We start from the raw sequence: 4,075 nt of genomic DNA, 5'->3' as shown, positions 1-4,075 counted from the left end.
GTGTTGTATGTCGGACGCGTCCGAAATTACGCCATCGAGAAGTCACCAAATACGACAGACACCACTGACTTTCATGGCTGCCTAGAACGCATTCGCCTTCAGGATCTTTGAAGGCGGGCTCTTTATCGCATGGCGGCCGCCAGGTGCTGGACGATATCACTTGCAGTGCCCTACAGATCGAACGCCGCCTGCGCGTCGCTCGACCTCGAAAATGCTGCAAGGCTATCGTCCGCCCCTCTCCGCCCCCCGCGATCGACAGCCTCCTCAGTGATACGCATCCCCCGCCTGCACCTTGCCGCGGAACACGTGGTAGCTCCAGAAGGTGTACCCCAGGATGATCGGGATGATGAACAACGCCCCGATCAGCGCGAACAGCTGGCTGGTCAGCGGCGCGGCCGCCTGCCACAGGGTGATGCCCGGTGGCACGATGTTCGGCCAGAGACTGATCGCCAGGCCCAGGTAACCGAGGAACACCAACCCCACCACGGCCATGAACGGCAGGTGCGAGTGGCGCTTGCGCAGGGTCTTCTGGATCACCACCACGGCCAGCACCGCCAGCACCGCGATCAGTACCGAGCACAGCCAGTGGCTGGCGCCGAACCAGCGCTGGGCGATGTCCTCATGCAGCCAGGCGGTCCAGGCGCAGATCACCACGATCACCAACGCCAGCAGGTAGGTCAGCGGGCGGCTGTAGTGGCGCATGCGCGACTCGAGCATGCCGTCGGTCTTGATCAGCAGCCAGGTACTGCCCAGCAGCGCGTAGGTCAGCAGCAGGCCGACGCCGCAGAACAGCGGGAACGGCGCCAGCCAGTCCCAGCCGGAACCGGCGAACTGGCGGTCCAGCACCGGGATGCCGCCGATGTAGGTGCCGATGGCCACGCCCTGGAAGAAGGTCGCCAGCACCGAGCCGCCGATGAACGCCTTGTCCCACAGGTGACGCTTGCGCGGGTGGGCCTTGAAGCGGAACTCGAAGGCCACGCCGCGGAAGATCAGCCCGGCCAGCACCAGCACCAGCGGCAGGTACAGGGCCTCGAGGATCACCGAGTAGGCCAGCGGGAAGGCGCCGTACAACGCCGCCGCCCCCAGCACCGCCCAGGTCTCGTTGCCGTCCCACACCGGTGCGACGGTGTTCATCATCACGTCGCGATCACTGGCGTCCTCGATCAACGGGAAGAGAATCCCCAGCCCCAGGTCGAAGCCGTCCATGATCACGTACATCATCAGGCCGAAGGCGATGATTACGCCCCAGATGACCGACAGGTCGATACCTTGAATTGCCATTTGCCTGCTCCTTCTCAGTCGGCGACGGCCAGCGGGCGACGCGTGCCGGCCAGCGATTGCGGTTGCTCGGGGGTTGGCAGTGCCTGGTGCGTGGTTGGGCCCTTGCGCACCAGGCGCATCATGTAGCCGATGCCCACGGTGAACACCAGGCAGTAGATGACCACGAACGCCGCCAGGGTGATGCTCATCTGCATGGCGCTATGGTTGGACGCCGCCTGGGTGGTGCGCAGCATGCCGTACACCACCCAGGGCTGGCGGCCCACCTCGGTGGTGAACCAGCCGGCCAGCAGGGCGATCAGCCCCGACGGCCCCATCAGCAAGGCGAACCAGAGGAAGGCGCGCTGGCGGTACAGCGCGCCGTTGCGGCGCAACGCCAGGGCCAGCAGCGCGCAGGCCAGCATCAGCATGCCCAGCCCGGCCATGACCCGGAAGCTCCAGAAGATGATCGTCGAGTTGGGGCGGTCTTCCTTGGCGAAGCTCTTCAGCGCCGGGATCTGCTTGTCCAGGCTATGGGTCAGGATCAGGCTGCCCAGGTAAGGCACCTCGAGGCTGTAGCGAGTGGTTTCGCCAGCCATGTCCGGCAGGCCGAACAGCACCAGCGGCGAGGCCTCGCCGGGCTTGTTCTGCCAGTGCCCCTCGATGGCGGCGATCTTCGCCGGCTGGTGCTCCAGGGTGTTCAGCCCGTGGGCGTCACCGACCACCACCTGCACGGGCGTGGCGACCAGCACCATCCACATGGCCATCGACAGCATCTTGCGCACTTGCGGGGTATCGCGCCCGCGCAGCAGGTGCCAGGCGGCCGAAGCGCCGACGAACAACGCGGTGGAGAGGAACGCGGCCAGCGCCATGTGCGCCAGGCGATAGGGGAACGACGGGTTGAAGACGACCTTGAACCAGTCCACCGGCACCACGCGGCCATCGACGATCTCGATGCCCTGCGGGGTCTGCATCCAGCTGTTGGACGAAAGGATCCAGAACATCGAGATCAGCGTGCCGATCGCCACCATGATCGTGGCGAAGAAATGCAGCTTGCGCCCCACCCTGCCCCAGCCGAACAGCATCACCCCGAGGAAGCCCGCCTCGAGGAAGAACGCGGTGAGCACCTCGTAGGTGAGCAAGGGGCCGGTCACGCTGCCGGCGAAGTCGGAGAACCGCGCCCAGTTGGTGCCGAACTCGTAGGCCATCACCAGGCCCGAGACCACGCCCATGCCGAAGTTGACCGCGAAGATCTTCGACCAGAAGGTGTACAGGTCCTTGTAGACCGCGTTGCCAGTTTTCAGCCAGCAGCCTTCGAGCACGGCCAGGAAACTGGCCAGGCCGATGGTGATGGCCGGGAATAGGATGTGGAACGAGACCGTGAAGGCGAACTGCAGCCGCGCCAGGTCCAGCGCACTCAGAGTCGACATGACAATATCCTTGTGGACAGGCAGGCCCCTGTCGGGCGGCGGCCAGCAGCGCGCCGCACGCCCGAGGGCCCGCAGTCGATGAATGAAGGAAGTTGAGGGTTATTCGGCGACGGTGTGGATCAACCCATCCGGCCGTGCCCGCTCGAGGCGAATGGCGACGAACTTCGAGGTGGGCGTGAAGGTCTGGTCACCGTAGCTTTCCAAAGGCACCAGCGGGTTGGTCTCCGGGTAGTAGGCGGCTGCCTGGCCCGTGGGAATGTCGTAGGCCACCAGGGTGAAGCCCGTGACCCGCCGCTCGAGGCCGTCCTCCCACAGCGACACCATGTCCACCTTGTCACCCGGCGCGAAGCCCAGCCGACGGATGTCCGCCTCATTGGCGAAGACCACTTCGCGCAGCCCGAACACACCACGGTAGCGGTCGTCCAGGCCGTAGAGGGTGGTGTTGTACTGGTCGTGGGAGCGCAAGGTCTGCAGGATCAGGTCGGGCTTGTCGCCACGGGCCAGTACCGCCTCGTTGACCAGTTGCGCTGGCAATGGGCTGGCGGCGAACTGCGCCTTGCCGCTGGCGGTGTTCCACTCACGCTCGGCGGCGGCGTTGCCCAGGTAGAAGCCGCCCGGGTGGTGCAGGCGCGCATTGAAGTCGGTGAAGCCTGGGATGGTGTCAGCGATCAGGTCGCGGATGCGCCCATAGTCGGCCACCACCCAGTCCCAGTCGATCGGCCGGTCGCCCAGGGTGGCCTTGGCCATGCCGGCGATGATCGCAGGCTCCGAGCGCAGGTGCGGCGAACGCGGTTTCAGTTGGCCATGGGAGATATGCACCATGCTGAAGGTGTCCTCGACCGTGACACCTTGCGGGCCTTCACCCTGGATATCGATCTCGGTGCGCCCCAGGCACGGCAGGATCAGCGCGTCACGGCCGGTGACCAGGTGCGAGCGGTTGAGCTTGGTGGCGATGTGCACGGTCAGTTCGCAGTTGCGCAGCGCCGCATGGGTACGCGGGGTGTCCGGGGTGGCCTGGGCGAAGTTGCCGCCCAGGGCGACGAACACCTTGGTGCGCCCCTCCTCCATGGCCTGGATCGCCAGCACGGCGTTGTGCCCGTGGTCGCGTGGTACCTCGATGCCAAAGCGCTGTTGCAGATTGTCGAGCAGCCAGGTCGGCGGTTTCTCGTCGATGCCCATGCTGCGGTCGCCCTGCACGTTGCTGTGGCCACGCACCGGCGACAACCCGGCGCCCGGGCGGCCGACGTTGCCGCGCAGCAATTGCAGGTTGACGATCTCCTGCACGGTCGGCACCGAGTGGCGGTGCTGGGTGACGCCCATGGCCCAGCACATGATCACCCGCTCGGCCTTGCGGTACATGCGCGCGGCCAGCTCGATCTCGGCCTTGC

3 protein-coding genes are annotated in these 4,075 nt (G+C 65.9%); all 3 read right to left on the bottom strand.

Going from position 1 to position 4,075, the window contains the following annotated elements:
* Positions 1–264 precede the first annotated feature (264 nt).
* Positions 265–1,281 (bottom strand): cytochrome d ubiquinol oxidase subunit II, encoded by a 1,017-nt coding sequence (cydB, locus tag P5705_RS26090; RefSeq protein ID WP_277463738.1) that lies wholly within the window; start codon positions 1,279–1,281, stop codon positions 265–267.
* A 14-nt stretch (positions 1,282–1,295) separates the two neighbouring features.
* Positions 1,296–2,687, bottom strand: coding sequence for a cytochrome ubiquinol oxidase subunit I (locus tag P5705_RS26085; RefSeq protein WP_277463737.1), 1,392 nt, complete (start codon positions 2,685–2,687; stop codon positions 1,296–1,298).
* A gap of 99 nt (positions 2,688–2,786) precedes the next feature.
* Positions 2,787–4,075, bottom strand: a 1,289-nt coding sequence (locus P5705_RS26080) for a molybdopterin-dependent oxidoreductase (RefSeq protein ID WP_277463736.1), incomplete at its 5' end; no start/stop codon positions are given.

Origin of the sequence: Pseudomonas entomophila (genome assembly GCF_029478665.1) — a bacterium.
Lineage (GTDB): Bacteria > Pseudomonadota > Gammaproteobacteria > Pseudomonadales > Pseudomonadaceae > Aquipseudomonas > Aquipseudomonas entomophila_F.
This window is presented reverse-complemented; position numbering and strand designations above follow the sequence as displayed.

Coding starts and splice junctions, on each gene's coding strand:
- cydB (WP_277463738.1), bottom strand. CDS start 1,281: ATGGCAATTCAAGGTATCGACCTGTCGGTCATCTGGGGCGTAATCATC.
- P5705_RS26085 (WP_277463737.1), bottom strand. CDS start 2,687: ATGTCGACTCTGAGTGCGCTGGACCTGGCGCGGCTGCAGTTCGCCTTC.